The organism is Hymenobacter sp. BT188, assembly GCF_014333585.1.
GTDB lineage: Bacteria > Bacteroidota > Bacteroidia > Cytophagales > Hymenobacteraceae > Hymenobacter.
In genome coordinates, this window is record NZ_JACSCW010000003.1 from 759,844 (window position 1) to 785,754 (window position 25,911).

The 25,911-nt window shown below is 52.7% G+C and carries 25 protein-coding genes and 1 tRNA gene; 10 read left to right on the plus strand and 16 right to left on the minus strand.

Annotation, left to right across the window (positions count from 1 at the left end):
- Positions 1 to 12: 12 nt before the first annotated feature.
- Positions 13 to 570 (minus strand): hypothetical protein, encoded by a 558-nt coding sequence (locus H8B13_RS11370; protein WP_187310897.1) that lies wholly within the window; start codon positions 568 to 570, stop codon positions 13 to 15.
- A gap of 328 nt (positions 571 to 898) precedes the next feature.
- On the opposite strand from H8B13_RS11370, the gene H8B13_RS11375 reads away from it, so the two are divergent.
- On the plus strand, positions 899 to 1,708 hold the full coding sequence (locus tag H8B13_RS11375; protein ID WP_187310898.1) for a DUF6503 family protein: 810 nt from the start codon (positions 899 to 901) through the stop codon (positions 1,706 to 1,708).
- Positions 1,709 to 1,817: 109 nt separating this feature from the next.
- On the opposite strand, the gene H8B13_RS11380 is transcribed toward H8B13_RS11375, so the two are convergent.
- The gene (locus H8B13_RS11380) at positions 1,818 to 3,053 is read right to left on the minus strand and encodes a PQQ-dependent sugar dehydrogenase (protein ID WP_187310899.1); all 1,236 of its coding nucleotides are present in this window, start codon (positions 3,051 to 3,053) and stop codon (positions 1,818 to 1,820) included.
- Between the two features lie 49 nt (positions 3,054 to 3,102).
- Positions 3,103 to 3,765, minus strand: a complete 663-nt coding sequence (locus tag H8B13_RS11385) for a hypothetical protein (protein WP_187310900.1) — start codon at positions 3,763 to 3,765, stop codon at positions 3,103 to 3,105.
- A 378-nt stretch (positions 3,766 to 4,143) separates the two neighbouring features.
- Between H8B13_RS11385 and H8B13_RS11390 the strand changes: the two genes are divergently transcribed.
- Positions 4,144 to 6,276: a TonB-dependent receptor gene (locus tag H8B13_RS11390; RefSeq protein WP_187310901.1), complete on the plus strand. Its 2,133-nt coding sequence runs from the start codon at positions 4,144 to 4,146 to the stop codon at positions 6,274 to 6,276.
- A 60-nt stretch (positions 6,277 to 6,336) separates the two neighbouring features.
- On the opposite strand, the gene H8B13_RS11395 is transcribed toward H8B13_RS11390, so the two are convergent.
- From H8B13_RS11395 to H8B13_RS11410, 4 genes are all read right to left on the minus strand, one after another.
- Positions 6,337 to 7,155 carry a universal stress protein gene (locus H8B13_RS11395; RefSeq protein ID WP_187310902.1) on the minus strand — a complete coding sequence of 273 codons (819 nt, stop codon included), beginning with the start codon at positions 7,153 to 7,155 and terminating at the stop codon, positions 6,337 to 6,339.
- A gap of 156 nt (positions 7,156 to 7,311) precedes the next feature.
- On the minus strand, positions 7,312 to 7,806 hold the full coding sequence (locus H8B13_RS11400) for a GNAT family N-acetyltransferase (RefSeq protein ID WP_187310903.1): 495 nt from the start codon (positions 7,804 to 7,806) through the stop codon (positions 7,312 to 7,314).
- Positions 7,807 to 8,063: 257 nt separating this feature from the next.
- Positions 8,064 to 8,303 carry a hypothetical protein gene (locus tag H8B13_RS11405; RefSeq protein ID WP_187310904.1) on the minus strand — a complete coding sequence of 80 codons (240 nt, stop codon included), beginning with the start codon at positions 8,301 to 8,303 and terminating at the stop codon, positions 8,064 to 8,066.
- 83 nt (positions 8,304 to 8,386) lie between these two features.
- Entirely contained in the window at positions 8,387 to 8,833 is a 447-nt protein-coding gene (locus H8B13_RS11410) for a hypothetical protein (RefSeq protein ID WP_187310905.1), read from the minus strand.
- 184 nt (positions 8,834 to 9,017) lie between these two features.
- Here H8B13_RS11410 and H8B13_RS11415 point away from each other — a divergent pair, with 184 nt between their 5' ends.
- Positions 9,018 to 9,302, plus strand: coding sequence for a GNAT family N-acetyltransferase (locus H8B13_RS11415; protein ID WP_187310906.1), 285 nt, complete (start codon positions 9,018 to 9,020; stop codon positions 9,300 to 9,302).
- Positions 9,303 to 9,373: 71 nt separating this feature from the next.
- On the opposite strand, the gene H8B13_RS11420 is transcribed toward H8B13_RS11415, so the two are convergent.
- Both H8B13_RS11420 and H8B13_RS11425 read right to left on the minus strand, forming a co-directional pair.
- The gene (locus H8B13_RS11420; protein WP_187310907.1) at positions 9,374 to 9,742 is read right to left on the minus strand and encodes a hypothetical protein; all 369 of its coding nucleotides are present in this window, start codon (positions 9,740 to 9,742) and stop codon (positions 9,374 to 9,376) included.
- 239 nt (positions 9,743 to 9,981) lie between these two features.
- Entirely contained in the window at positions 9,982 to 10,482 is a 501-nt protein-coding gene (locus H8B13_RS11425) for a fasciclin domain-containing protein (protein WP_261990338.1), read from the minus strand.
- A 526-nt stretch (positions 10,483 to 11,008) separates the two neighbouring features.
- On the opposite strand from H8B13_RS11425, the gene H8B13_RS11430 reads away from it, so the two are divergent.
- The gene (locus H8B13_RS11430) at positions 11,009 to 11,488 is read left to right on the plus strand and encodes a hypothetical protein (RefSeq protein ID WP_187310909.1); all 480 of its coding nucleotides are present in this window, start codon (positions 11,009 to 11,011) and stop codon (positions 11,486 to 11,488) included.
- A gap of 4 nt (positions 11,489 to 11,492) precedes the next feature.
- Here H8B13_RS11430 and H8B13_RS11435 read toward each other — a convergent pair whose 3' ends face one another.
- The gene (locus H8B13_RS11435) at positions 11,493 to 11,897 is read right to left on the minus strand and encodes a hypothetical protein (RefSeq protein WP_187310910.1); all 405 of its coding nucleotides are present in this window, start codon (positions 11,895 to 11,897) and stop codon (positions 11,493 to 11,495) included.
- 241 nt (positions 11,898 to 12,138) lie between these two features.
- Between H8B13_RS11435 and H8B13_RS11440 the strand changes: the two genes are divergently transcribed.
- Positions 12,139 to 12,693: an NUDIX hydrolase gene (locus H8B13_RS11440; RefSeq protein WP_187310911.1), complete on the plus strand. Its 555-nt coding sequence runs from the start codon at positions 12,139 to 12,141 to the stop codon at positions 12,691 to 12,693.
- 50 nt (positions 12,694 to 12,743) lie between these two features.
- On the opposite strand, the gene H8B13_RS11445 is transcribed toward H8B13_RS11440, so the two are convergent.
- On the minus strand, positions 12,744 to 13,271 hold the full coding sequence (locus tag H8B13_RS11445; RefSeq protein WP_187310912.1) for a phosphoribosyltransferase family protein: 528 nt from the start codon (positions 13,269 to 13,271) through the stop codon (positions 12,744 to 12,746).
- Between the two features lie 305 nt (positions 13,272 to 13,576).
- Here H8B13_RS11445 and H8B13_RS11450 point away from each other — a divergent pair, with 305 nt between their 5' ends.
- Together H8B13_RS11450 and H8B13_RS11455 are read left to right on the plus strand one after the other, a co-directional pair.
- A complete protein-coding gene (locus H8B13_RS11450; protein ID WP_187310913.1) occupies positions 13,577 to 14,218 on the plus strand; it encodes a response regulator in 642 nt (213 codons plus the stop codon).
- A 188-nt stretch (positions 14,219 to 14,406) separates the two neighbouring features.
- Positions 14,407 to 16,776: a PAS domain S-box protein gene (locus tag H8B13_RS11455; RefSeq protein ID WP_187310914.1), complete on the plus strand. Its 2,370-nt coding sequence runs from the start codon at positions 14,407 to 14,409 to the stop codon at positions 16,774 to 16,776.
- Positions 16,777 to 17,077: 301 nt separating this feature from the next.
- Here the strand turns inward: H8B13_RS11455 and H8B13_RS11460 are convergent, their stop codons facing one another.
- Both H8B13_RS11460 and H8B13_RS11465 read right to left on the minus strand, forming a co-directional pair.
- Entirely contained in the window at positions 17,078 to 17,317 is a 240-nt protein-coding gene (locus H8B13_RS11460; RefSeq protein WP_187310915.1) for a hypothetical protein, read from the minus strand.
- 1,551 nt (positions 17,318 to 18,868) lie between these two features.
- Positions 18,869 to 18,940: transfer RNA gene (locus tag H8B13_RS11465), tRNA-Arg, on the minus strand.
- A gap of 134 nt (positions 18,941 to 19,074) precedes the next feature.
- Between H8B13_RS11465 and H8B13_RS11470 the strand changes: the two genes are divergently transcribed.
- Positions 19,075 to 19,557: an Ohr family peroxiredoxin gene (locus H8B13_RS11470; RefSeq protein WP_187310916.1), complete on the plus strand. Its 483-nt coding sequence runs from the start codon at positions 19,075 to 19,077 to the stop codon at positions 19,555 to 19,557.
- A gap of 140 nt (positions 19,558 to 19,697) precedes the next feature.
- Here the strand turns inward: H8B13_RS11470 and sucC are convergent, their stop codons facing one another.
- Positions 19,698 to 20,900, minus strand: a complete 1,203-nt coding sequence (gene sucC, locus H8B13_RS11475; RefSeq protein WP_187310917.1) for an ADP-forming succinate--CoA ligase subunit beta — start codon at positions 20,898 to 20,900, stop codon at positions 19,698 to 19,700.
- Positions 20,901 to 20,986: 86 nt separating this feature from the next.
- Positions 20,987 to 22,111 (minus strand): glycoside hydrolase family 113, encoded by a 1,125-nt coding sequence (locus H8B13_RS11480; RefSeq protein WP_187310918.1) that lies wholly within the window; start codon positions 22,109 to 22,111, stop codon positions 20,987 to 20,989.
- 172 nt (positions 22,112 to 22,283) lie between these two features.
- On the opposite strand from H8B13_RS11480, the gene H8B13_RS11485 reads away from it, so the two are divergent.
- Both H8B13_RS11485 and H8B13_RS11490 read left to right on the plus strand, forming a co-directional pair.
- Positions 22,284 to 22,937 (plus strand): ABC transporter ATP-binding protein, encoded by a 654-nt coding sequence (locus H8B13_RS11485; protein WP_084444691.1) that lies wholly within the window; start codon positions 22,284 to 22,286, stop codon positions 22,935 to 22,937.
- A gap of 390 nt (positions 22,938 to 23,327) precedes the next feature.
- Positions 23,328 to 24,137, plus strand: coding sequence for a hypothetical protein (locus H8B13_RS11490; protein WP_261990317.1), 810 nt, complete (start codon positions 23,328 to 23,330; stop codon positions 24,135 to 24,137).
- A 103-nt stretch (positions 24,138 to 24,240) separates the two neighbouring features.
- Here the strand turns inward: H8B13_RS11490 and H8B13_RS11495 are convergent, their stop codons facing one another.
- Positions 24,241 to 25,398, minus strand: coding sequence for a ScyD/ScyE family protein (locus H8B13_RS11495; RefSeq protein WP_222841400.1), 1,158 nt, complete (start codon positions 25,396 to 25,398; stop codon positions 24,241 to 24,243).
- Positions 25,399 to 25,911: the final 513 nt, after the last annotated feature.

The window sequence follows — 25,911 nt, forward strand, 5'->3', positions numbered from 1 at the left end:
TGAAGCGAAGCTTCAATTTGCCCCCCAGCGGGGCGGCAGGCCCAACTCCCGCGCCAGCGGCGCCGCACCCGATGCCCACAGGCCCGTGAGCAGCAGGTTAACGTCTTCGGCCAGCTCCAGGTGATAGTCGGGGTGGAGCTTCTCTGCTTGCCGCAACGCTTCCTGGGCGCGGCGGGCCAGGTGCTGAAGCAGCGGTTGTGTGGGGCCGTGCAGGCGAGCCACGGCGGCGGGCTGATGTTCCAGAACGCGGTTGAGAAGACGCACCGTCAGCTCTACTTCGCCAAAAGTGTCGCCCGTAATTTTGGCGTGGTAGCCAATTCGTGCCTGCAACTGCCGCACAATCACCAGCAGATCGTTGGGCGTTTGATGGTAGCCGCGAATGGGATCGTCGATCTGGGTGCGCAGAAAGGTGCGGCGGTCTTCCAGTGCCTCCGGGCCTTCCAGCAGGCGGAAAGCCAGCTGCTCAGTAAGTACCGCGTCCTGACTCACGAGGCGGGCGAGGAGCTGATCTTTCTCCTTTTGTGGCAAACTCAGCAGCGCTTTGCGCAGGTCGGGTGGGAGGGCGGCCATAGAATCCAAAGCTACAAAAGCCACTCATTTAGTGTTACGTTATACCAGTGAGCTATTTGAAGAAATAAGGCCGTCATGCAGCGCGGCGTTTATACTATACTATTGACCGTCATGCAGAGCAAAGCGAAGCATCTCGCGTGTTTAGCGGAATTACTAATCCTGTGTCAGCACGCGAGATGCTTCGCTTTGCTCTGCATGACGGCCTGGTGATATGACCAGGTCTGCATCCATAGCTTCTGCACTTTCAGCGCCGTACTAAAGGAGGAAACTTGGCTGTATCTTGCAGCATAGCCGCGCTCGGCAACCACTCCCTCTTATCTACTTTTCTATGCGTCCGTTCTCCAAATTGCTGCGCCTGGCCGCAGCTGCCGTTTTTAGTCTGCTGCTACTGGTGGGTCCGGTTCAGGCTCAGAAAGCATCGGCCAAAAAAGGCACTTACCCAGCCGCCGAGGGCTTCGACCAAGCCGGCTCCGATCCGAAAGCCATTGCCATTGCCGACAAGGTAATGACCGCCATGGGTGGCTACGACGCCTGGCGCAATACCCGCTACCTGGGCTGGAGCTTCTTTGGGGGGCAATATCAGATCTGGGACAAGTACACCGGCGATTTTCACTGGGAACGCGACACGCTGGTAGCCAACTACAACCTGAACACGAAGAAAGGCGAAGTGTACAGCCGCGGCCAGGATATTTCGGCCACGCCCGCCGGCCAAAAAGTGCTCGACCGCCTCATGCCCATCTGGATAAATAACTCCTACTGGCTTGTAATGCCCTTTAAGCTCAAAGACTCCGGCGTGACACTCACGTACAAAGGCGAAGGCAAAACCATGGACGGCGCCGCGGCCGATGTCCTGCAAATGACCTTCAAAAATGTGGGCGTGACGCCCCAAAACCGCTACGAAGTGCTGGTAAATAAAGCCACCAACCTAGTAGAGGAATGGGCCTACTTCCCGAAGGCCACCGACGAGCAGCCCGCCTTCCGCCGCCGCTGGAACGACTACAGCAAGCACGGTCAGCTCATGCTAGCCGCCGGCCGCGACGAAGCCACCAAACCCAGCCGCCTCGACAACATCGCCGCCGCCCAAACGATACCCGCCGGCGTGATGACCAGTAAAACGCCCGTTGAGAAGCTCAAGTAAGAGCAGTAACAGCAACGCCGCCGGGCAGCGGCAGAGTGGCCAGAGTAATCCGACCATTCTGCCGCTGCCCGACGGCGTTGCGTTTGAGTACACCAAGATTTGTCTGCTACTAGCGGCCTGTCTGCGTTTTCTTCGGGGATTTGCCCCCCGGCGCGGCCCCGGCATACGCCACGCGGTAAATCACGCCGTTCGCGTCGTCGGACACTAGCAGGGAGCCGTCGGCGTGCTGGGCGATGCCGCAGACACGGCCGAATTGCTCCTTGTTGTTATTCACCAGCCAGCCCGTCACGAAGTCCTCGAACTTATCGGGTTGGCCCTCGTCGTTGAAGTGTACGCGCACGATTTTGTAGCCGCTGGGCTCGGCGCGGTTCCAGGAGCCGTGCATGGTTACGAAGGCATCATTCTGATACTCCTTCGGAAATTGCCCCCCAGTGTTGAAAATCATGCCCAGCGGAGCCGAGTGAGCCGTGTAGAGCAGCTTGGGCTTCTCGGTTTTGGCCGCGTACTGCTCGTGGGTCAGGCCGCCCGGCGGCTCATCGGCGGGGTTGGCTTTGCCGTCGGCAAACACGAAGGGCCAGCCGTAATCGGCGCCTTCTTTTATCTCGTTTAGCTCCTCGCGCTGGTCTTCGTCGCCGAGCCAGTCAATGCCGTGGTCGAAGCCGTAGAGGACTTTGGTAGTGGGGTGCCAGCCGAAGCCGATGGTGTTGCGCAGCCCTTTGGCTACCACGCGCCGCCCCGAGCCGTCGGGCTTGATTTCCAGCAGCGTCGCATTCTCTTTGTTGGGCTCGTCGCAGGCGTTGCAGGTGCTGCCCACCGAGAGATAGAGCTTGCCATCGGGCCCGAAGTTGAGTGTGCGGTTGGGGTGCTGACCGGCGTCGGGTAGGTCTTTATAAAGGGTTTTTAACTCGCTGAGCGTGCCATCGGCCTTCACATCGGCGGCGTACACTTCGCGTACGGCGGCTATGTAGAGCTTGCCGTCTTTTAGGGCCAGCCCGTGCAGATTATCGCGCTGCGCTACTTGCTTGGTGAGGTCGGCTTTACCGTCTTTGTTTGTATCGCGCAGCAGCGTGACGGTGCCTTTGTCGCGGTTGCTCACGTACACGTCGCCGTTGGGAGCTACTACCAGCATCCGGGGCTTTTCGAGCTTGTCGGCAAACTTGGTAACGGCAAAACCGGAGGGTGCTTTAAGCTGCGCCACGTTGGCGTCAGTGGCTTCCACCTGGCCGGGCTTGAAGATATTGCCTTTGTAAGAAGCTGTCACGGTTTTCTGGTAATCGTTCTGGGCAGCAGCAGTGAGAGCCGAGCAAAGCGCCGCAGCCGTAAGCGTATTTTTAAGAATGGGCATAGCTGAATAGATGAGGTCGTTCTATTCAACTCGACAATACCAGGTTGGGTTACGAAAAGACTGAAGCTGCTAGCTTTCTTGCTGACATAATTACAAGTGCTAATCCTGCGATAAACCAAGGGGAGAAGTCTGACAATTGCAGGTTGTATTTGAGTATTAATTTGTCAAACGCTTCCTTAAGCGGTACAGAAGCATCAAAATATTCTCCTGTATCAGTTCCACAAGATATTAAAACGCCTCTTTGGGGTACTTCCAATACATATAATGTTGTAACAGGCGTACGCATATCTAATGTATATTTTCTCACACCAATTTCATTTAAGTAAGAAAGTGCTTTTATCATGTATTCATACTTAGCATTCTCACCAAAATGGATTCTCGTGCCGCGAACAGAATCTGCTGAATTATGGAAACTCAATATATTCTGCCTAGCTAATTGCCAGCTATACCAATCACAAAACGTATTGCCAGTTATTTGAAAATTAGTCCACTTCCGCATGCTCACTAGTTCTTGATTAGATAACCAGTACTTTCTTTCATGTTCATCTGTTGGAGGATGAAGTTTAAGTGTTGTCATTTGTAGAACGGCCTTAGTGCGTTCCTTTACAATCGGCGCAATCACCCCACACCCCAGCAACAGCAGAAACGCCAGCGCCAGCAGGCCCGGCGGAAGCAGCAATTTGCGACGGTGGCGGCGCGGGATGTAGAGCATGATTGGCGGTGGCAAGTGGCTTGCTGTAAGGTAAGAAGAAGCAAAGATTCCTTAGCTGATTTCAATTTAGAACGTCATGCAGAGCATAGCGAAGCATCTCGCGTGGGGTCGTTGCAATACTAACTGTCATGCTGAGCGAAGTCGAAGCATATCTCCCGCTTCGTTGTGATGACATTGATTACTAACCAGTAGAGATGCTTCGACTTCGCTCAGCATGACCACCTTGTAATTACCTATGTCAGCACGCGAGATGCTTCGCTGCCGCTCAGCATGACTGCCTAGTAGGTATTAGGAGGTTTTAAAATTAGTCTGGGGGGCTTTTTTCCAACCTGCCCGGCGGCTTTCCCGTTCGGGCAAGGGTTACGCTACACTTCCTCAATGCTTACTCGTTACTGCCGGCTACTGCCGCTGCTGTTGCTGCTTCAGCTTCCCCTGCACGCCCAAACTCCTGATACGGCCCGCGCCGTGCGCCTGCCCGAGGCCACGGTGGTCGGCTACGGCCAGAACCTGCCGCTGCGGCGCACGGCGGCCGGCGTGAGCGTGCTTGATGCCACTGTTATCGACCGCTTCAACCAGACTTCACTTACCCAAGCCGTAAACACGCTGCCGGGCGTGCGGCTGGAGGAGCGGGCCACGGCCAGCTACCGGCTTAGTGTGCGCGGCAGCACGCTCCGCTCGCCGTTTGGGGTGCGCAATGTGAAGCTGTACTACAATGATATTCCCTTCACCGAAGCCAGTGGCAGCAGTCCGCTTAATCTGCTTGACCCGGCCTCAATCGGAAGAATTGAGGTGATAAAGGGCCCGGCCGGCAGCGTGTACGGGGCCGGAACCGGCGGTGCGGTGCTGCTGAGTACCCGTCGGCCCTTGCCCGGCGAGGCGCGGGTGCAGGCAGGCTTCACGGCTGGCAGCTTTGGGCTGCGGCGCTACTCGGTGGCGGCCGAAACGGGCTCGGCCACGGCTACCCTGCGTGCTCAGTACACCCGCCAAACCCTCGACGGCTACCGCCAGAACAGCGCCCTGCGCCGCGACGTGCTGACTCTGGACGGGGAATTTACTCCTTCTGATAAGCAAACGGTTTCCGTTCATGCCCTTTACACCGATCTGGACTACGAGATACCCGGCAGCCTGACCAGGGCACAGTTTGAGCAAAACCCGCGGCAGGCGCGGCCAACCATAGGCACTCAGCTCGGTACCGTGGATCAGCAGGCTGGCTACGCCTCCCGAACGGCGCTGCTGGGCGTCACGCACGACTACCGATTCAACAGCCGCTGGTCGAATAAGACCACCCTGTACACCACGGCTACAACTATCAAAACGCCGTTCTTGACGGATTTGGAGCGCAATACGTCGCTCGGCTGGGGCGGACGCTCAGTATTTGGTTACCGGGCCGCACTAGCGGGCCGCTTGCTGCGTCTGAGCGCGGGGGGCGAATTTCAGAACAGCTTCGAAGATGCGCGCAATTACCAGAACCGGCGCGGTACGCCCGGCCCCTTGCGCTACGATGACGAAATCAGTACCAGCGTGGGCTTCGGTTTCGCGCAAGCCGATTGGGAATTGCCCGCCGAGTTTCTGCTAACCGCCGGGGCCAGTCTGAATGGCCTGCGCTACCGCATTGCCCGGGTATCGGATGCGGCGGCGCGGCCGGATAGCTTCGCGTTTCGGCGCAACTTTCAGCCGGTGGTGTCGCCGCGGCTGGCATTGCTTAAGGAAATTACCCCCCAGGTGTCGGCCTACGCCAGCGTGAGTAGTGGATTTTCGTCCCCCAGCGAGGAGGAAATTCGACCTTCTGATGGTAGCCTGAACCGGGACCTGAAAGCTGAGCGTGGCACAAGCTACGAGCTAGGTACGCGGGGTAGCTTGTTCAATAACCGCCTCGTCTTCGACGTGGCTTTGTTTGATTTTCGATTGAAGGAGACCATCGTCACGCGCACCACGGAGGCAGGCGTCAACGTGTTTTTCAACTCCGGCTCCACCCGCCAGCGCGGCATCGAAGCTGCCCTCAGCGGCTGGCTTTGGCGGGTGTGGCGCCCATCCGATAGTCCGGTGGACGACCCGACCTTCGACCTGCCCATGGTGGCCCGCAACGACGAAGGCCTGCGCGTGTGGGCCAGCTACGCCTACAATCATTTTCGCTTCCGCGACTACCAGCAGGGCGACCAGGACTACAGTGGCAACCGCCTCACCGGCACAGCGCCACACACGCTCACCGCTGGGGCCAATGTGGGCTTGTGGGGCCTATACCTCACGCCCACGCTCAGTCACCAGGCCCAAATTCCCCTCAACGATGCCAACACCGTAAATGCGGCCGGCTACTGGACCTTTGCCACGCGTGCCGGCTGGCGCCGGGTGCTGGGGGGCAAATTGGAAGCCGACGTCTTCGCCGGTATCGAAAATGCCACCGACCGGCGCTACAGCCTCGGCAACGATCTGAACGCGTTTGGGCAGCGCTATTTCCAGCCCGCTCCCGGTCGAAACTGGTATAGCGGCGTGCAATTAGGCTGGCGGTGGTAAGCAACCTGGCGTAGAAGCACAGCCGCTTTTCTTGACGATAAAACCCCTTCTGGCTGAAGCTTACGGCTGAGCCGGCAATACCAGCACCGGGCCCAGACTGTCACGTACCACTCGCGCCGATACGCTTTGGTAAAACATCCGTTGCAGAATGCTGTGCTGCCTTGCAATAAGAATGAGCAAGCCCGCGCCATCCTCTTCTACCGCCGCCAAAATACCCTCCACCGGGTGTAAGTGGCGCTGCCCGCGCATCGTGACGCGCTGAAAACCAGCCGTCAGGCCGCTTCTCTCTACTTGCTGACAAGCGAGCGAGGAATTGTCGTCGTCCTCGGGCTCCACCACGTGCGTAACATTTATGGCAGCGTTGAAGGCGCTCAGCAGATTCTGACCAAACGCTACTATCTGCGGGCTCAGCGAAAATGGCTGATTATCGGCTCCAATGACTACGCGACCCAGATTTGGCCTGGCTAGGGACGTAACAGGCACCACTAGCAGCGGCACAGGCGTATGGCGCAGCAGGTTCAACGAGGTAGTGTCGATGAGCTCATCGGGCTTGTTGTAATCGGGGCGGCCCAGCACTATGAGTTGAGGCTGGTGCTGGGCTACAGCTGCCGCAACGGCGTCCTCCAGCAAATCGTTGGAAATATCTACCGTGACGGGCACCGTTAGCCCCGCCGTACGACTGCTTAGTTCGGTAGCGATTTCGCCCTCACTTCGGTGCGGAATGCGGCCGCTTAAAGCTTCCGGATCGAGCAGGGAAGTGCGGCGTACGTGCAGCAACACGATGGGCGCCTGCAACTCTACGGCAATAGCGGCGGCGTAGGTCAGGGCGAGGTCGGCGGCGGGCGTAAAATCGGTGAGCAGTAGGAGAGGAGCAGGCATAAGAAGCACGTGAGGAGGCTAATGTATCTATTGCTATACGCCGCCGCTGCCCTCAAGATGCCTTCCCGATGGCAATGGGCCAGCTGGGGGGCTTTTTGGATAAGGAAGGCGCGTTCAGCGGTAAGGCAAGTAAGAGAAAGAAATTGAAACGCGGTCTTAAGCGCCTACTATAGCGCTGCGACGCTCCAGCAGCACCGTGTCGCGCCACACGCCGGTCAGCTTCCCGATGCGCTCGCGCCGACCCATCACCCGGAAGCCGTGAGTTTCGTGCAGATGAATGCTGGCCGTATTCTCGGGAAAAATACTTGCCTGCAAGGTCCAGATACCGTTTTTCTCTGACTGGACTATCAGCGCGCCCAGCAGCTGCCGGCCCACGCCCTGCCCTCGGGCGGCATCGGCTACATACACACTCACCTCCGCCACGCCCCCATACACGCACCGCCCCGACACCGGCGACAGAGCCGCCCAGCCCAGCACGTTGCTGTCGGCATCCGTAGCCACCAGCCGACTATGCGCCAGATGTCCCGCATCCCAGGTTTCCCAGCTCGGGCTTTGGGTTTCGAACGTGGCGTTGCCGGTGGCAATTCCTTGCTTATAAATGGCTTCTACAGCAGGCCAATGAGCGGCCGTAAGGGTAGATAGTGTTGACATGAGCGTGAAAAAAAGTGCACAAATTACGCATGGTCTCAATACGCTAATTATGTTGCAGTGCATTGAGGCCATGCATAATCTGTGCAAGTATACCAGTACTTCGTCTTCATCAAAAGCCTCGATTCAGCAGGCTGGATTGTTCGTGCGGAATGGGCTAATAATAAGCTTCAGTTCCTTCGCTAAACCATTATTAAAGCGCATAAAAAAGCCCCCTAAGAATATGCTGGGGGGCTTTTATGTAATACAGACTTTAGATTTTAGTCCTCATCCTCATCCGATGCTTGTTTGGCGCCGGGGTTCATGCGCTCATCCGTCATGTCAGACGTGTCCTCATCGGGCGTGGTTCCATCCAACACCTGGCCGTAGGTGGCGGCGTCGAGCATGGCGGCCGAGCCAGCGCTTTCGTCGGAGGCGGCGTCTACGCGGGGCGCATCGGTGGGCTGAGTGGCGGCGGGATTAATCTTCTGGTTGCTGGCTTGTTCTTCGGGCGTTTTCATTGGGGCGTTAGTTTCAGAGTGAAAGATAAAGCCGGGCCTCGCACCTAGCGATACCCGGCTTTTTCCGGAAAATTGGCGTCAGCTTAATTAGCGGCCGGGCGATAGTCTTCGTCCGTATCAATGTCGGCCTGCGTGGTGCGGTTGGCGGGCTCGGCGGTTTCCCAGTTGCGGGTACCGCTGCCGTAGCGCGGATCGTCGAGCTTGGCAGCCTCGCGCCGGTCGTCCGATTCGTCGTTCATGGTAGCGCGCACAGCCTCATTGTTCAGGTTTTGAGGTGCCGAGCCCCGTTGGTCGGGGGCTGGCGTGCTCGATGCGGCGGCGCCATGGTTAGCGCCCGCGGCTACCGGACCGTTCATTTCCTCATCGGAGAGGGGAGCATGACCAAAATCGCCGTAGTTAGGCGTATCCGAATTCTGGGTTGACCGCTGACCAACGGGCTTGTTGGCCAACTTGGCACCTATTTTTTCATTTTCGGCCAACGGGCGGTTGTTATTATCGTCCGTATTTGGCTCATCTGCTTGTGTTTTCATAGAAGAGGTGGAGTGAGGTGTGAAGATGCAGCAAGATACTTGGTATCAAGCAACTAGTTGGCTAGTACGCAAAAGCGAGGTTGAAGGGTCAACAAAATTCCACCCATTTGGCCTCAGCCGCGTAGGGAGTAACAAGTTGCCATACTACTCAGACTGTCTTTTCCCGTTTTAAATTTTCAATCACATGGCCGTTTCCGTCATTCATAATCAGGAAGATCAATCTTTTTACGCCACCGTTCATGGCTACGAAGCCGAACTGGCTTACAGCCTGCCCGCTGCCGATACCATTGATTTCACGCATACGTTCGTGGATGAAAATCTGCGCGGCCAGGGAGTGGGCGAAGAAATGGCCCGCACTGCTTTGAACTACGCCCGCGACCAAAATTTCAAGGTGCTGACTAGCTGTCATTTTGTGGAAGCCTTCGTGAAGCGTAATCAGGCTGAATACGAAGACTTAATATCAAAATAAAGCCTGTGGGTGGCGCGAACGGTGTAGTTCGCGCCACCCACAGGCTTTATTTCAGTAATAAGAAAAGCGGTTTACTGGTCGCGGTTATTGTCTTCTAGGCGGCTCGACTGCGCAATAACCGGGTTGATGACGCTGTCGCTGATGCCGGATTTGCCATCCGCCGCGGGCTCATCAAGAAGCTGGCCGTGGGTTTCGCGGTCCAGCATCGATGTTTCGGCGGCTGGTTCGCTGGCCGATTTGGGCTGTGGCTCCGTTGGGTTGCGGGGCTGCGGCTCCTGCATCTCGGGCAGCGTGTAAAGGTTTTCGCCGGGTCGGTGCTCATCGCCGGTGCCTGGAAACGAGGCATTTGGGTCAGCCGCGGTAGCTGGCTGATTTTGGGTTGTCCGACGTGGATGCTGCTCGTCGGGATTCTGGGGGGCTTTTTTCGAAGAGTCTTTCATAGGTTGGTAGTGGTTGACGGCCCGTTTGGGGCACTGTTCTCTTTCTACGCAAAACGCTTACTCGACAACTGTTGCCACCCGGAAAAATATTTTGTTCCATACCAAGCCAGCACAAACGATCAGGCCAAAATCGCATTGAAAAATGGCCTGACTTGCTGCTGCATGCCACCAGCCTAACGGGTTATAAAAAAAAGCCCCCCAGACGAATCTAGGGGGCTTTTCGGCGACCGTTAGGCAGCTTATTTGGATGGCATTAATACGCTGTCGATAACATGGGTCACGCCGTTGCTGGAAATTACATCAGCGGTAGTCACGGTGGCCATGCCGCCTTTTGCATCTTTCAGCATTACGCTGGTACCGCTTTTCATCACTGTCAGGGTTTCGCCCTGCACCGTGGTTAAGGTCTGACCGTTTTGCAAGTCAGCGGCGCGCACGGCACCGGGTACTACATGGTAAGTCAGAATAGTCGTGAGCTTGGCTTTGTTTTCGGGCATTACCAGCGTGTTCACCGTGCCAGCGGGCAGCTTGTCAAAAGCGGCGTTGGTGGGTGCAAATACGGTAAATGGGCCGGCGCTTTTCAGCGTTTCTACCAAGCCAGCTGCCTTCACGGCCGCTACCAGCGTGCTGTGCTCCGACGACATGACGGCGTTGTCGACAATGTCTTTGGAGGGCACCATCATGGCGCCGCCCACCATCACGCCTTCGGCGCTGCTCATGGGCAGGTCGGCGGCATTCACCATCTTTTCAGCAGCTTTGCCGGGCTTGCCTTTGGCTTTCATTTTATCGCCGGCGGCTGTTTTGCCTTTCATTTTCATCTTTCCGTCGTCGGCCATCTTGGTCTTCGACATGTTGCCGTCTTCCTTGGTTTTGATCTTGTCGGCGTCCGACTTGGTTTTGGCGGTAGTTTGGGCCAAGGCCGGCGTGATGATGCTGATGGTAAAGGCTAAGGCGAGGGTAGTCAACAATGACTTTTTCATTACACTTGAGTTAAGAAATAGTGGGAATTACCTTGCTATACGATAACGCAGCAATATTGGATTATAAAAACAAGCTCAGCAGCTAGTTAAACCTGTAGCATACCCTGCAAACTGGCTGTGCTGATAGCCAAAAAATGCTATTAAGTAAATTTTGAGGCCGTTTTAGAATCTTATAAATCAAGTAACCAGCTATTCAGCTTGAGTGTTGTAACATTTGCAGCAACACATAAAAATTATATATTTGCCCTGGCAAGACTGTCAATCCTAGCTCAATTATCAGTTAAAAGTAATGGTGGGCAGCACGCGTTATCTTGATCAGCAGAATGGTTTCCGCGAAGACCATTTTGGACAGAAAGTAGCTGAGCTGAGTGGGTTGGTACTCGTATCGGCACTGCATGATCCGCGCGTAGCCACGTATGCCCGCGAACAGGAAGAACTGCTGTACCTAAGCTATCCACTTCGCCAGATTCACTACCGCTTTTTCGACGAGCAACTTTACCGCATCGACTTGCTGGCCACTGGTAATGAGGTAATTGCCGGCCTAAGACAGGAGTTTGTTCGGCTCTACGGCCCACCTAGCAGCGGACCGCTGGGGGAGGAGTGGGTAGGCCAGCAGGTAACGGCGTCTATTCTCTCGTTTCGCACCCGTACCGAGAATGCTTATTTTACCTTAAGCAGCCAGCTACTGATGGCCAGCGCCACCGAGTACGTTTATCATCGGGGCCTGTTGGCGAGCGAAGACAATGAGAAAAGCATAGAAGGCGAGTAGTTAGCTATTTTTTTTGGAGCCACTCAGCTGCTTCCTGCACGGTGGAGAAGTAGTTATAGCGTAATGGTTGCGTGAGGCCCGTCCCAATGGAGCGCGCCGCAAGCCGACTTAGAGGTGCTTCGGCTTCTACCACAGCACATTTGTCGTAGCTCACTTCCGCAATGGCCCGTGGCACCCATTGCGTCGTAAGCCACTCCTGCACCTGCGGCGGCATAGGTGGCCGCTGCCCATGCACACTCATTAGTCGGGTAGAGCCATAATGGCGCATGGCGCGCAGTACATGCTCATAAATCGCCTGCAAATCGGCTACTGATACGGCCGTTGGCTGCCAGGTAACACATATATACCCTGGCGCGTGATAGGTAATGGCCGCAGCGGCATTGTGGAAATATTGGGCAGAACTGTTCACTGTTGGACGAAGCTATACTTTAATATAGGTAGTAGTAAGAGCTTCGTGTTGACGTGCATAATCAGCCAAGCGAATAGCAATTGCTACAATATTTTACAAGATACCCAGATACCAGTCACTGTTCTAATCCCCAAGCCAACGCGCGTCTGCCGGATGTTGTCTGCACAGCTGTAAACGCCAGTGCTTGTTCCCACTGCGGGCGCGTTTAGTACCTTGCCTATTGGTTTCTGACAGACACAGCATGACAAAAAAAATAGAGCCCTGGAAGACGCTTAAATCTGAGTTGGTCTTTGATCATCCGTGGTATAAAGTTCGTCGCGACCATGTGGAGCTGCCCGACGGGCAACAGCTCGACGACTATTTTGTGAGCGTTCGGGCCAATGTGGTGCTGGTATTTGCTGTGACCGAAGATGAGCAAGTCGTGTTGGTGCGCCAGTACAAGCATGGCTTCGGCCAAATACTCGTTGAGCTGCCGGGCGGCGTGATAGACGAAGGCGAAAAAGCCCCCCAAGAAGCAGCCCGGCGCGAGTTATTGGAAGAAACCGGCTACACGTCCGACGAAGTAGAGTTGCTACTGGAAGTCAGTGATAACCCCACCAAAGACACGAACACTATTTCCTTTTTTCTGGCCCGCAACGCACGCCTTGTAGCCACCCAACAGCTCGACCCAACCGAAAACATTGAGGTGCTGACAGTGCCTCTCGCGCAGGTAGAAAGTATGATTCTCAGCGGCCAGATTCGGGTGGCTGGCTCCGTAGCCTTATGCCTGTTGGCGCTGCGGAAGCTACAGCGCTAGACTACTTGATAGCTGAAGTCGCTGATGAAAATAGCTGCTACGTTAGAGCTTTACGGGTTAGCTGCGCGCATTGCTTCAGCTACCTCCGCATCGGTTACCGGGGGCAGCTTTTCATAACATTCCTCCACCGCTTTGGCATGTGGGGGGCTTTGTAGGTATATCACGGCATCGGCCATGGTGCGCAGGCGAGCCGTAGTGGCGGGCAGGGCTGCGGACAGTGCTAGTACCAGCAGTGCGGGCTGACGGGAACGGGCAATACGCAAGGCCGCAGCCAGTCGCGCTTCGGCGGCCGTGCCGTCGTCTACTACAATCAGCGTCTGTCCCTTGCGGGCTGATGGTGTGCGCTCAACGATGGATGGCTCTGCCAACTCGGCGTCTTCCTCCGTTACTTCACTAATCTGACCCTCCGTTTCCGACAGGAACTCCAGTGGAAAACCCAGCAGCCGCGCCAGCACCGAGCTGATAGGTACGCCGCCCCGGTCAACGGCCATGAGCAGGGCATCATCGCCGCGCAGGTGCCAAAGCCGGTCAGTTAAGCGAAAAGCGGCTGATAATCGGTCAGGTAAAATAGCAGTCATAAGCTAAGTAGTATAAAACATATTAATACTATATAGTAGAATTCTATATAATTGTGGGGCAATGAGTCGATAACGTCGATTTTCGACTTGTACGATTTGTAGTGCCTTATACTCTGACAAAAGGAAAATGGGGGGGCTTTTTTAAATTTATTTTTAGCCCCTTCCAGCTTTTGAATGACTCTCTGCTCAGAATTGTTTTTTAGCTCATTTGCAATTACTTACATTCATATACAAATGCGGGGAGATGGGCCGCTTACCAAGCTGCTCAGTAGTGCGGTTCGAAATTTTACTTACGTTTTTCTCCCATGATTCGCTTATTCTTGGTCGATGACCACTCCCTTGTTCGCGACGGAATGAAAGCCCTGCTGACGGGCGTTTCCGGCCTGCTTATCGTGGGCGATGCCAGCAATGGGCAGGAACTCCTTGACCGTCTGCCCACTACACCCGCCGATATAGTGCTGATGGACCTGCAAATGCCGGTTCTTGATGGATTCGCCACCCTGCCTTTGCTGCGAGAGCAGTTTCCGGAAATACGCGTGCTGGTGCTCACCATGCTGGCGCACGAGCGGTACGTCGGGCAGGCGTTGGATGCCGGTGCTGCGGGCTACATTCTCAAAAGCGCGGATCAGGCCGAGATAATCGCGGCTATCCGCGCCGTCTCGTCTGGCAAGCGCTTTCTGTGCAGCGACATTGGCTTATCGCTGCTGCAAAAAGTTCTACACCCGGAATCTTCCGCAGAAACCAAAAAAGTGGACGGTCTGTCGTATCGGGAGCTGGAGGTTCTGCGGCTCATTGCGGAAGGCCTCACCAACAACGCCATTGCGGAAAAGCTGTTTGTCAGCCGGCGCACGATAGAAACACACCGCCAGAATATTCTGGAAAAAACCCAAGTAAAAAATACAGCCGCCTTAATCAAATATGCCGTCGAGCACGGCTTGTTAGACTAACTCTGGCTTGCTCAAGTATTGCTTGGCTCACAAATAACACTCAAATTGAGTGTCGCATATCTGTAGAAAGCATCACTGTATGGCAGTGCCTTACTACTTCAACCCCATCATGCGCTGGGGGGCAAATTTGCCGATACTCAAACCGTTCGGCTATCAATGGCCCCATGCTGTAGCCAGCTGATTTGATTATGTGTGAATCCATTCCTTCTCCAATAGCCGCGGAAATTAGTGCGCTGCGCCAGCAGGCCCTGCAACACCTGACCGCCACCGACGCGCCCAACCTGACTGCGGAGCCGCCTACAGAATTGATTTATCAAACCATGCTGGCCTTGCAGCAGCAGGAGTTGCACCGCGCCCAAAAGCAGATAAAAGCCCTGCAACAAGCTGCTTCGGTGGCTGCTGCCCACACCACGGCTGCTGCCGACCCCACCGCCGACAAATTTCACCGGCTGTTTGAATACAGTAGCGATGCCGTATTTCTGCTACTCGATAACCTCTTCGTTGACTGCAATGCTGCCCTGCTGGCACTGATTGGAGCCACTGACAAACAACAGCTTCTGGGTCGCCATGTCGCTGAATTTGCCCCCCAGCATCAACCTGACGGTCATCCCAGCCGCGAGCGCGCCGACGATTACTGTCGCCTGGCTGTGGCGCAGGGGCGCTCTCGCTACGAGTGGCTGGGCCAGAGCTGCACTGGTGAAGAGTTTTGGGGAGAAATTCTGCTTACGCCAGTCCAGATGGACACGCACACTCTCCTGCATGCCGTTTGGCGCGATATTACCCCGCTTAAAATGGCTGAGCAGCGTCGCCGCGAGAGCGAGGATGACAAGCAGCGGGCATTGGATGCTGCCGGTGTAGGCACCGTAATGTACACCTTGGGTAGCAAGGAAGTGGTAGTTGATGAGCGCGGCCGTGCTTTACTTGGTTTGCCCCCCGGATCAGGCCCGCTGCCGCACACCGAAGTTGTCAGGCAAGTGTACCCCGAAGATTTAACCCAAGCTGGCGAGGTTCTGAAGGAATCGCAACAAACTGGTCAATCCGTTGTGCTGGAGTTTCGAGTGATATGCGCCGACAATTCGGTTCGATATATCCGATTTCGGGGCGAGACAGAAAAAAGAGAGGGACAACCGGATCGGCTGCTGGGAGTGCTGCGTGATATCAGCGTAAAGCGTCAGGCCCAACAAGAGCTAAGTTACAAAAATCGACTTCTGGAGCACATAGTGCATAATATGCCGGTAGTGTTGACTAGGCTTGACCATACGGGAGTATTTCTGGAACTCGTAGGTTTAGGTTTGCGCCCCTTGGGCATCCAGGATAATGAGCTACAAGGAGCTAGCATTTTTGATGGGTTTCCTGATGAGGCCGAGCACATGCGCCGCCTCTTAGCCGGCCATTCTATTAGTACGATAAGCCATGTTGTTTGGGAAGGCAAAGAAGTGTATTACCAGAACTTTGGCTATTTCGATCCGGCAAAGCAGGAAGCTGTCATCTTCTCCCTTGATATTACTGAGTCGGAGCAGAGGAAGAAAATACTACATGACGAGAAGGCTTTCACCAAGCAAGTAATTGACCACAGCCTTGACTGTCTGGTATCGCTAGACCTCAACCTATGCGTGACGGCATGGAATCAGAACGCCGTCCAGTATACCTCTGTGCCGGAAGAGCAGGCGTTGGGTCGGTCGTTTTTCGAGTTGCTTCCTCATCACCTCGAAACGCCCGAGATGAGGAAAGTGTTGGAGCAGGTACTTAAGGGGAAGCCCATTACATTATTTAATCAGACCTTAAGGCTCCGACCCGGTAGCTACGACATATATTATGTGCCCCTGAAAAACACTGACAGGAGCGAAGTGACCGGTATCCTGATTACCATTCGCGACATAACCGAGCGCAACCGCATGCTTGCCGATGCTGTTCAGCTTCAGCGTCAGCACCAGCAAACCATCGTGCGGGCTGTATTTGCCGCCCAGGAGGCAGAGCGCAAGCGTATCGCTGAGGCGCTGCACAACGGAGTCGGCCAACTGCTCTACGTGACCAAGCTTAACCTGGAGAATGGGAGCCAGTGTCCTCCCGATCCGGCTGTGTTGCAAGTGCTCAACGAAGCAATTCAGGCCACACGCAATGTTTCACACCAACTGACGCCTGGTATCCTCGAAGACTTTGGTTTAGAGGTGGCGCTACAAGAGTTAGTTAAGCATATTCCGCAGAGCAAGCTTAAGGTTTACTTACATCTGACTGGTCTGGATCAGCCCCGCCCGCTACTCCTTGAGCTGGCCGTATACCGCATTGTTCAGGAATTGCTGAGCAACGTTATCAAACACGCTGATGCCCACGAAGTGCATATTCAAGTGGAGCACGAGGATGATCAGATTGTTCTTAGTGTGCAGGATGATGGCCAAGGAATACTTGAACATCCACTAGTAATTTCCGACCCAGGTATGGGTATTATCAGCATTCGCAATCGTGCTGAGCTACTTGGGGGGCGTTTTTCGCTCGACTCCCATCCCGAACGGGGAACTACAGTACGTGTGGCTCTTCCTATTCCTGCCAAAAGTGAGTAATACTGCTCACCAACGGGACGCGTAAAGTTCGCTTAGTGAATGCTTTATATTAAAAGGGAGGCAATCTATCTGATCAGGTTAATCTAAGGGCAGGAATAAATCCGGTACTGCACTTCTGATGCCACCTGCATCTCTCTATTATGTATTATGCTCCAAAATGTTTATCCAGTTATTCTGGAGTCAACCTTTCAGATTATTATAGAGCACAGGTTTACGCACAAGTGAATGCATCGCTATAGATAGCACACGCCACACAGTCCCATGAGTTATAAGGCTGGATAGAAACTTACTAAATACCGACTTACTTTATAAGCGTAATCTGCTTATGCTCAGGCATAAGAATCGGAAACTCAATTTTACTACTGACAGTATACCCATAACTATTGCTAATAAAAGGTATGGTATTCCGCTTGCCCTCTTGTTGAGGAGCTACAGGTTTATCCTTACTGCTCAAAAGCCAAAAAATAATTGCACTCATAATAGCAGTGAAAGGAATAGCAGTACCTAACCATTCTCTGTTCTCAATTAAATACTCAGTCATATATTCTGGTAAAAATCACAATTATTATAAATATAGGCCAAGTTAAGAAAGTTATAATTCAATGCCAATATTTATTGAATTTACCTTAATATATATGATAAAGTCACTGCATAAGTCGTAGTAATATTCAATAATAGAGCAGGGAGATTACTACACAAAGCTCTGATTAGTAAATATATAAATTGCAACCTGTGAGATGCTAAAGCTATCTATAATACAGTTTGAACATTCATTACTGATACTAACCATCCCTTTTATGACTCAGTTCTTTGCAGCGATGTTGGCGTTAGGAGTATATAACTAATACTCTGACGTATGAGAAGAAGTATTGTCTAAATCGAAATCCGGTCGGTTACTCCCAATTGTACTGATGCTAGTATCCTTACGATTCCTCAATACAATATCTTGCCACCTGTTCAGTACAGTATTCACTCCTACAATGGAGAGGAGTATTCCAGTTAGGGCTAGCAACCAAGATTGGTGCGCAATTATCCATGTAGCCATAATAGTATAGTTACAAATGAAAAGTAGCTGTTATGAGGCTAATATACATATATAATTTGTAGTAAATAATTTAATATCAGACTTTTAAAGGCAACTAATAATCCTTTGTGTCGTCTCAGGGTTACTTAAACGTTTGCGAAAAGTACTATAAGTGAAGTGGCAAGCAAGCAGAAGAATAACTAATCCTTGCCATGTTTTCGGGAACACTTTTATTGTCAGAGTGACTCTAACCAAGATCGCCAAACAGCCGAAACATGTTGACACTGTTTCGGCGAGGCTTAGCCTAATAAAGCAGCCGGCGTACAGGTAAATGGGAATAACTGCACACGGAGCCGTACAGAAAAGCGGTAAGCAGCGTTAGCCGACCAGAATGCTTTTACACAAAACGGCGTTGGCAGCTAAAAATAAGTAACGCCTTTATTTTGCTTTTTTTTCTGCTTTTAAAGCTTTGGAGCAAACTAATGCCTCCTTGTGGAAGAGCTTGTGTTAGCGAGGCAGTTATTAAACGCAAACGTTACCTGCCTACTGTCTGGCCTATCAACGTAAGAGCGGTCCATTAGAATCTTTGCCTCCCTTTATCTGAGTAATCAATAAGTCACCATTCGGGCGGAAAATATACTTCACTTTGCGCGCTGTCTCATTATCCGTCACTACCCAATGCTGACTAGATAGCACAGCTTTATCAGCTGATTTATTACTAAGCGGTTGAGAATCTGGAGTGGTATTAAGTAGATGTACTTCCATAAAGTTATAAAGATGAGTTAGCTCCGCGAGGGGGTAGTAGCAGAGTTAGTAAGGGAGTAAACAGAATTCAAAAATGATACCCTTTACCACCTGAGAATCTCCTAATAGAGATTATTTCGAACGAGTAATATAGCTAAATGCTTCTCGATTTACTATTCGCGGCTGTATCCTAAGCTGTGCTCAACAGGGGCTATACTAGACTGAAAATAGCGAAGCAATTATAGATTTCATATTGAAAAGGTTCCATGTGAAAAGCAAAAAGGCCCTTTGCGTAATGCAAAGGGCCTTTTAAAACATTATAAGTGGTCACGCTAGGAATCGAACCTAGATCAAGAGCTTCGGAAACTCTCATACTATCCGTTGTACGACGTGACCGGAAGGTGGGCAAAAGTAGAGAGAAAAATACGCCAAGCCAAACGTGGGGGGCTTTTTGGGTAGTTCTACGGGTCAGTATAACCTTAAAGGGCTAAAATCAGTTAATTCAAACACACAATCCGAACCCTTAGCTTATGTCAACTAACGAAAAAAAAACGCTTTATACAGCCGATGCTGCGGCTGTCGGTGGCCGTAGCGGCCACGTACGCTCTGCCACGGGCATCATTGATCTGGATATGTCGGTGCCAGAGGGCCTGGGGGGCAAAAAAGGCGCTACCAACCCTGAGGAGCTATTTGCCGCCGGTTATTCCTCCTGTTTTCAGCAGGCGTTACTAGTAATAGCCCAGCGCGCCGGCGACCGTCTCGATCCGCAGAGTGAAGTAAAATGCTCCGTAACCCTGTTTCAGGAAGGCGAAGCGTATGGTTTGAGCGCCATTCTTGATGTCGATTTGAAAAAATTCGACGAGGAGAAGACCATTGATATGGTGCGTCAGGCGCATAGAATCTGCCCTTATTCAGTGGGCACCCGCGGTAATATGGAAGTAGAGTTGCGAGTGATGGGCAAAGCTATTCCGGTAGAAGCTAGTGAAAATGCTGGTGTAGCCCAACACGGCTAAGCAGAGAGTGAAAACGAACAAGCTTCAGCTTAACTGACACTACAAGCGCAAGAGCATAGTTTCCCTCCTGTATTAATTACACGTAAAAAAGCCCCCAAGACAGAATCTGGGGGGCTTTTTTGCTGAATTTCAAAGTAGAACTATGCGTTCTGAGATTCCAATACTTCTTTTACTTTTTGAGCAGCATCCTTTAGCAATACGGCCGAGAATACCTTCAGGCCCGACTCGTCGATGATGCGGGCACCTTCTTCAGCGTTAGTGCCTTGCAGGCGTACAATGATGGGTACTTTAATATCGCCGATATTCTTGTAGGCTTCTACTACGCCATTAGCAACCCGGTCGCAGCGTACGATGCCGCCGAAGATGTTGATGAGAATGGCTTTCACGTTCGGATCCTTCAGGATGATGCGGAAGCCAGCTTCTACGGTCTGAGCGTTGGCCCCACCCCCTACGTCGAGGAAGTTGGCTGGTTCGCCGCCGCTCAGCTTGATGATGTCCATGGTAGCCATGGCCAGGCCGGCACCGTTTACCATGCAGCCTACGTTGCCGTCGAGCTTCACATAGTTTAGGTTCGACTCGGAGGCTTCTACTTCCAGCGGGTCTTCCTCGTTGGTGTCGCGCAGGGCGGCAAAGTCCTTATGGCGGTAGAGGGCGTTTTCGTCGAGGGTCACTTTGGCGTCAACCGCCAAAATCTTGTTGTCCGACGTTTTCAACACGGGGTTGATTTCGAACATAGCCGAGTCGGTTTCGTCGTAGGCCTTGTACAGAGCCGTTACAAACTTCACCATCTCCTTCTGCGCCTCACCGGTAAGGCCTAGGTTGAAAGCGATTTTGCGAGCCTGGAAGCCCTGCAAGCCGACGCGGGGATCAACATGCTCGCGGTGAATCTTCTCGGGGTGCTGCTCAGCCACCTCCTCGATGTCCATGCCGCCCTCGGTAGTGTAAATGATAACGTTCTGGCCCGTAGAGCGGTCCAGCAATACACTCATATAGTATTCCTTCGGCTCGGAGTCGCCGGGATAATAGACATCTTGAGCTACAAGCACTTTATGTACTTTGCGGCCTTCGGCACCGGTTTGCTTGGTAACGAGCTGCATGCCAATAATCTGGCCCGCCACTTCCTTCACTTGGTCAAGGTTTTTGGCCAGCTTTACGCCGCCCCCTTTACCGCGTCCGCCGGCGTGGATCTGCGCTTTGATAACGTGCCAGCTAGTGCCGGTTTCTTCAGTCAGGCGCTTGGCGGCAGCTACGGCTTCCTCGGGCGTTTCGGCCACGATTCCTTCCTGAATGCGTACGCCGTAGCTTTTGAGAATTTCTTTACCCTGATACTCGTGAATGTTCATAGAGGTCAGTTCAATGGGATGATGGGGTGGTGTTCAGTGCACGAAAGTAGGCAAAAATGCGACGCGGGTTGCTACTTATCCCCAAGCTACTTGCCAAACCACTGGGCCATTACCTGCGCAGCTTCCTTGTGCTGGGGCGTAAAATCGGCGTGGCGCCGGGCGGGGCCGTCAGCAGCTAGCTTCGGATACCATTTCCAAACAAAAAGCCCCCCAAACCACCTTTTGGACCAAAATGTCTCGAACATAGCGGCGTAGCAGGCGGCTTGCGTGCCTTCATCGAGTTGCAGGAAAGCCGTGGTTCGATCAGGCCACACCCAAGGCTCTACGGCTGCATCCGGGGTGCATTTGTAGCCCATTTCGGTGAAAACTACGGGCTTGTTGAATCGTTTCTGCACCCGCTCAATAGCTTTCAGATGCGGCTGCCAGCCGGCAAGGAGCTCCGCTTTAGTGGGCTTGCTGTTTTTGGTGAGCGGAAAATAAGCCTGAATACCAATGTAATCCAGCGCGTCCCAGAAGCGGATATGCTCATACTCCCCGCTCCAGTTGGCGGCGTAGGTAAGCGGACCGTGGTACACCTGGCGTATCTGCTGAATCAGGGCACGCCACTCAGTTTCGTGAGCGGCAGTAGTGGTTTGCTCCAACTCGGTGCCAATACATAAACCATCGAGCTTTTGCTGCTCGGCCAGCTCTGCGTAGTGCAGTATAAAGGTCGTGTAGCTTTGAAACCAAGCTTTCCAGTCGGCATCGGAAGTCATGCGGATGTCGCCGGGCCAAGTACCGTCGCCGCGCACCCAAAGGTGGGGTTTGAGCAGAATATGCTGCCCGCGCTTACGAGCTAGTTGGGCTGTTTGGATCAGACCCGCGTCGCTTTCTCCCCAGTACACGCGGCCGCGGCCCGTATTCATGCCGATGGTGGGGGAGGTGGCGCCGCGCTGCCAGCCAAAGGGCGTTTGTGCTATCCAAGTCACGTTATGCTGCTGCAACGGGGCCAACTCTACATCAGTAATGGAGTCGCTGCCCACCCAACTTACACCGCGCATCCGGTTAGCTAGGTTGGCCGGGATGCTAAACCGCGCCGTAGCAGCCCTTATTGGATACGAGGGGGCCGTGCGTGGCCACCACCAGCCGGCCGCCAGCACAGTCACCAGACCCAGAATGGTTAACAAGGGAACAAGAGCCCACCAGCGGCGGAACAGCAGAGAATTTGGCATAAACAGATTATCAATCAATTATAAGCCGCTTGAAGCTAAAACGAAAGCAGCAGAATTGAAATTCGCCCCTAGCGCTGCCTCGCAAGCTAAGGAATTGAATCCGACGCCATAATCTGCGATTGATCCGTAGCTTTGTTCGTTCCCAACTGCTCACCCCCAATTCGCTGATCGTTTGCTGCAGGCCATCAATATTCGCAAAAGCTACAACACGCTGGAAGTGCTCAAAGGCATCGACCTGACGATTGAGAAGTCGGAAATCGTGTCCATCGTTGGTTCGTCGGGGGCGGGCAAAAGTACCTTGCTGCACATTCTGGGCACATTGGACAACCCGGATACGGGCGAAGTGCTGTTTGATGGTCAGTCGGTTAGCTCCCTGGGGCGCTCCGATCTGGCGCGGTTTCGCAACCGGCATATCGGCTTCATCTTTCAATTTCATAATCTGCTGCCCGAGTTCACGGCCCTGGAAAATGTGTGTCTGCCGGCGTATTTGGCGGGCCGCTCGGAGAAGGAAGTGCGGGTGCGCGCCCGCGAATTGCTGGGTATGCTGAACCTGGAGCGCCGCGCCGACCACAAACCCTCGGAAATGTCGGGCGGGGAGCAGCAGCGCACGGCCGTAGCGCGGGCGCTTATCAACTCACCCGAAATCATCTTTGCCGACGAGCCCAGCGGCAACCTCGATTCGCAGAATGCGCAGGAACTGCACCAGATTTTCTTTCTGCTGCGCAAAGAGCTGGGGCAAACCTTTGTTATCGTTACGCACAACGACCAGCTTGCCGAAATGGCCGACCGGACCATCACCATGAAAGACGGCTATATTACGGAGTAGGGTTTCATTTGTAAGTTGTTTTCTCTAGACTGTAATGCAGAGCGCAGCGAAGCATCTCGCGTGCTGATGTTGCCAAGCTAAACAACTAAACACGCGAGATGCTTCGCTGCGCTCTGCATGACCGCCTTTTGATTATTATAAAAAAGCCCCTCAGAAAGCGTTTCTGGGGGGCTTTTTTATAGCTCGAAACTTTGCCTGATCCTCTTCAGAAATGAGTGATGAGAAGGCTACGAAAGATCATTTTTTTAGTTTTCTAAAAATTTTAGGAATTTTATTTATAACTTGCTGATAGTCAGCGGGAAAAATTACATAGAAATACTGCGCTTTTTGCACCTTTCGGGCGCCTATGTAGTTATATACCCAAATAACAAAACGTACTACAGGACACTTATGGAAACCGCCATGAACGAAGTAACCAAACCCGTTAAAGACCAGGCTCGCAAGAGCAAGATTGAGAGCTACGATATTTCGCGCTCCGATGAGACGTTGCACTTGGCTACTGATCTGGCGAAGTTCATTAAAGACAACAAGCTCACGACGACAGTGCAGGGCAAAGAGTTTGTGAACGTGGAAGGCTGGCAGTATGCTGGCTCGCGCTTAGGCATCGTGCCTATCGTTGACCACGTCATCAACGTCAGCACTGAGACGGAGTTGAAATATCAAGCAAAAGTAACCTTGTTCGACTTGCGTTCGGGTCATACGGTAGGCGCTGGCTTTGCTGTATGCTCGAATAAAGAGTCGGGTAAGAAGTTCTACCAGGAGTTTGCCATCATGAGCATGGCGCAGACGCGTGCTATTGGCAAGGCCTACCGTAATATCCTCGCATGGATTATTCGCGCTGCCGGCTACGAGCCTACGCCTGCTGAGGAAATGGAGTATGGTGGCAACCAGCCTGAGGCTAAGCCCGCGCTGACTGTAGCCCCAACTGCTGCTCCCGCCGCTGTAGCTGCTGAGGCTACGCCTATGAAGGCCGTTCCCGCTGAGCCTGCCGAGGCTCCGGCACCAGCCATTGCATATGCTACGGCTGCGCAGAAGGAGGAAATCATCCGTCTGCTCAACCACCCGGTGATTACTCGCCAGGAGAAGACCAAGATGTTACTCAACATCAACCGTCTGGACGAAGAACGTGCTAATCAGGCCGTGGCTAAGCTTCGCAAGGCTATCGAAGATCGTGAGAACGGTGAGTCGGCTGCCGCTTAAGGCTTAACTTACTTTATATACAAAAAGCCCGGTTCCATTTGGAGCCGGGCTTTTTTGTTGATTGGTCTAAGAATGAGATAAACTGTTTAGCTTGCTTTAGAGATTAAAGCGTTCTGCCAAACAAGCTATTGCAGGTAGTAATATCAATTTGAAGCACTTGGCCGCCGCCCGCTGCTGCTGGGCTAAAGCCGACATTGGAAACGTAAAGCTTATTATCTGGTCCTATCGTTAGGCCGGTAGGCAAAGTAAGCCCCGATGTGATAGTTTCCCTGCTTCCTGATGGGTTGATGCGTACAACTCTACCAGTGCCAGGCGTTGGAAAGGGATTGCCTATGGTATTCTCCAGCACATACAGCCGGCCCTGTTTATCGAAAACAATACCCAGAACTGTTGTAAACCCAGTTGCATAAACATTTATTTCGCCACTTGGGGTAACCTGATAAATACTAGAGCTACCTTGAACAATTGGGAATAGCCCCAAATTGCTGACATAAAAATTGCCTCCCCGTGATGCTACTACTGTTGGGGTAATGTGCTTATTTAACTTGGCTGAGATGTCAATGACACGACTGACGGTGCCACTGGTGGTCACCTTGAGCATCTGATCCTGGTTGGGCTCTATGACATAAAGATCACCACCGACACTGATCATACTATACGGCACTCCATCAGGTTCAAATCCACCACCCTCATGTGGAATTTGAACAGGATTGGCCATTAGAAACGCACTTATGTCGGCAATCTGTGTAAATGATCCATCGGTATTTATTCTAACAACTCCGTTCGGCATGGATGTAACGCCATGCGAACAGCCGGCTCCGGAAATGAGGGCATACATTGTATTACCAATGAAGGCCACATCCGCGACACCTTGAACGTCTCCCCCAATTTCTGCCTGGGCATTACTGGATGGGAACCTATCGGTAAGAGTTGTACGGATGCCAGCAGAGCTGATTTTAGAAACGCGCCCTCCAGTCGGGCTGCCTGTGTAAGGTCCCACTGGGCCAGTTACTTGTACACATTGACCTATCGTGGAATTGGTTCCCCCTGTACCTCCCTCAGCTACGTAAAGATTGCCATCGGGGCCAAATTTTAAACCGCGGGGATTATTCAGGCCGGTGGCGAAAGTGGTGACAGGTGCAACCGCGTGGTTTACGCACTTAGGCGTGTCCTCTAATAAATCACAGCCTGCGAAAAGTAGCGCAATGGGTACTAGAATGGGTACTAGTAGGCCCATCCGCCATGTGACAGTCTTTTTCATAAAACCTGCTTTAAATATCTGGATAACCAAAGGGCATAGATTTTCCTGCTCGCTATAAAGCAGCTCTAAATTGATTATTGAATGCAGGAAACTTCAGGGTCTTTAAGGGGGATGACTTTATCCCTCTTGCCAGCGTTGGCATTGCAGCCAAGGGTCTCTTTTAATCAGTAGAACAGGGCATTGTTGCTCTGTGATATCTGCTTACTGCCAGTGTGGAGGCAAGTTGGTATCATCTCTATATAGCGATGTGGGATGGTCAATCGACTGCTGAATATACAGAGTTATCTTTTCGATTTCAATAATATTATATTATTTATTAGAATTATATAATACCTGTTCAGATTAAAGATGATTTGTTTGTAGGCTTCGCCGTGGAGGTTTTATAGTTAATATGCTCAGCATTAAATGTGAAAATAAGAAGCTTCTTTAGCTGTTCACCAGTTCAATATAACAAGTCAACTGAGAGCAAAAGAACGATTGAATAGAAGTAAGCTCACAACTGATTTGACTCAA

What these genes read in the sequence shown, in the direction of transcription:
- H8B13_RS11455 (WP_187310914.1), top strand. Translation starts at nt 14,407, where the DNA reads ATGTGTGAATCCATTCCTTCTCCAATAGCCGCGGAAATTAGTGCGCTG.
- H8B13_RS11445 (WP_187310912.1), bottom strand. Translation starts at nt 13,271, where the DNA reads ATGACTGCTATTTTACCTGACCGATTATCAGCCGCTTTTCGCTTAACT.
- H8B13_RS11385 (WP_187310900.1), bottom strand. Translation starts at nt 3,765, where the DNA reads ATGCTCTACATCCCGCGCCGCCACCGTCGCAAATTGCTGCTTCCGCCG.
- H8B13_RS11470 (WP_187310916.1), top strand. Translation starts at nt 19,075, where the DNA reads ATGTCAACTAACGAAAAAAAAACGCTTTATACAGCCGATGCTGCGGCT.
- H8B13_RS11380 (WP_187310899.1), bottom strand. Translation starts at nt 3,053, where the DNA reads ATGCCCATTCTTAAAAATACGCTTACGGCTGCGGCGCTTTGCTCGGCT.
- H8B13_RS11495 (WP_222841400.1), bottom strand. Translation starts at nt 25,398, where the DNA reads ATGAAAAAGACTGTCACATGGCGGATGGGCCTACTAGTACCCATTCTA.
- H8B13_RS11490 (WP_261990317.1), top strand. Translation starts at nt 23,328, where the DNA reads ATGGAAACCGCCATGAACGAAGTAACCAAACCCGTTAAAGACCAGGCT.
- H8B13_RS11405 (WP_187310904.1), bottom strand. Translation starts at nt 8,303, where the DNA reads ATGAAAACGCCCGAAGAACAAGCCAGCAACCAGAAGATTAATCCCGCC.
- H8B13_RS11430 (WP_187310909.1), top strand. Translation starts at nt 11,009, where the DNA reads ATGGTGGGCAGCACGCGTTATCTTGATCAGCAGAATGGTTTCCGCGAA.
- H8B13_RS11400 (WP_187310903.1), bottom strand. Translation starts at nt 7,806, where the DNA reads ATGTCAACACTATCTACCCTTACGGCCGCTCATTGGCCTGCTGTAGAA.
- sucC (WP_187310917.1), bottom strand. Translation starts at nt 20,900, where the DNA reads ATGAACATTCACGAGTATCAGGGTAAAGAAATTCTCAAAAGCTACGGC.
- H8B13_RS11460 (WP_187310915.1), bottom strand. Translation starts at nt 17,317, where the DNA reads ATGACTGAGTATTTAATTGAGAACAGAGAATGGTTAGGTACTGCTATT.
- H8B13_RS11450 (WP_187310913.1), top strand. Translation starts at nt 13,577, where the DNA reads ATGATTCGCTTATTCTTGGTCGATGACCACTCCCTTGTTCGCGACGGA.
- H8B13_RS11370 (WP_187310897.1), bottom strand. Translation starts at nt 570, where the DNA reads ATGGCCGCCCTCCCACCCGACCTGCGCAAAGCGCTGCTGAGTTTGCCA.
- H8B13_RS11410 (WP_187310905.1), bottom strand. Translation starts at nt 8,833, where the DNA reads ATGAAAACACAAGCAGATGAGCCAAATACGGACGATAATAACAACCGC.
- H8B13_RS11425 (WP_261990338.1), bottom strand. Translation starts at nt 10,482, where the DNA reads ATGGTGAATGCCGCCGACCTGCCCATGAGCAGCGCCGAAGGCGTGATG.
- H8B13_RS11420 (WP_187310907.1), bottom strand. Translation starts at nt 9,742, where the DNA reads ATGAAAGACTCTTCGAAAAAAGCCCCCCAGAATCCCGACGAGCAGCAT.
- H8B13_RS11440 (WP_187310911.1), top strand. Translation starts at nt 12,139, where the DNA reads ATGACAAAAAAAATAGAGCCCTGGAAGACGCTTAAATCTGAGTTGGTC.
- H8B13_RS11375 (WP_187310898.1), top strand. Translation starts at nt 899, where the DNA reads ATGCGTCCGTTCTCCAAATTGCTGCGCCTGGCCGCAGCTGCCGTTTTT.
- H8B13_RS11480 (WP_187310918.1), bottom strand. Translation starts at nt 22,111, where the DNA reads ATGCCAAATTCTCTGCTGTTCCGCCGCTGGTGGGCTCTTGTTCCCTTG.
- H8B13_RS11415 (WP_187310906.1), top strand. Translation starts at nt 9,018, where the DNA reads ATGGCCGTTTCCGTCATTCATAATCAGGAAGATCAATCTTTTTACGCC.
- H8B13_RS11395 (WP_187310902.1), bottom strand. Translation starts at nt 7,155, where the DNA reads ATGCCTGCTCCTCTCCTACTGCTCACCGATTTTACGCCCGCCGCCGAC.
- H8B13_RS11390 (WP_187310901.1), top strand. Translation starts at nt 4,144, where the DNA reads ATGCTTACTCGTTACTGCCGGCTACTGCCGCTGCTGTTGCTGCTTCAG.